Genomic DNA, 230 nt, shown 5'->3' on the forward strand with positions numbered 1-230 from the left:
AGAAGTCTTGCGGATGTCTCTTCAACCTTTTCACTTAAGAAACGGTAAAAGATAAGTCCAAGTATGTAATTCTTAAATTCATTGGCATCCATATTCCCACGTAAATCGTTCGCAATGGACCATAATTTCTTTTGTAGTTCTGCTTGTTGTTGACGTTGCTTCTCTGATGTAGTCAATGCACATTCCCTCCATTTAGTACTGAATCATTAAATATATAGCTACCCACTTAT

1 protein-coding gene is annotated in these 230 nt (G+C 36.1%); it reads right to left on the reverse strand.

The window, feature by feature from the left end; genetic code table 11:
• Positions 1 to 176 (reverse strand): type I restriction-modification system subunit M N-terminal domain-containing protein (locus HMPREF3264_RS12480; RefSeq protein ID WP_141764486.1); only part of this gene is annotated, 176 nt, incomplete at its 3' end.
• Positions 177 to 230: the final 54 nt, after the last annotated feature.

It is taken from the genome of Staphylococcus sp. HMSC62A08 (genome assembly GCF_001839105.1).
GTDB classification, from domain to species: domain Bacteria; phylum Bacillota; class Bacilli; order Staphylococcales; family Staphylococcaceae; genus Staphylococcus; species Staphylococcus caprae.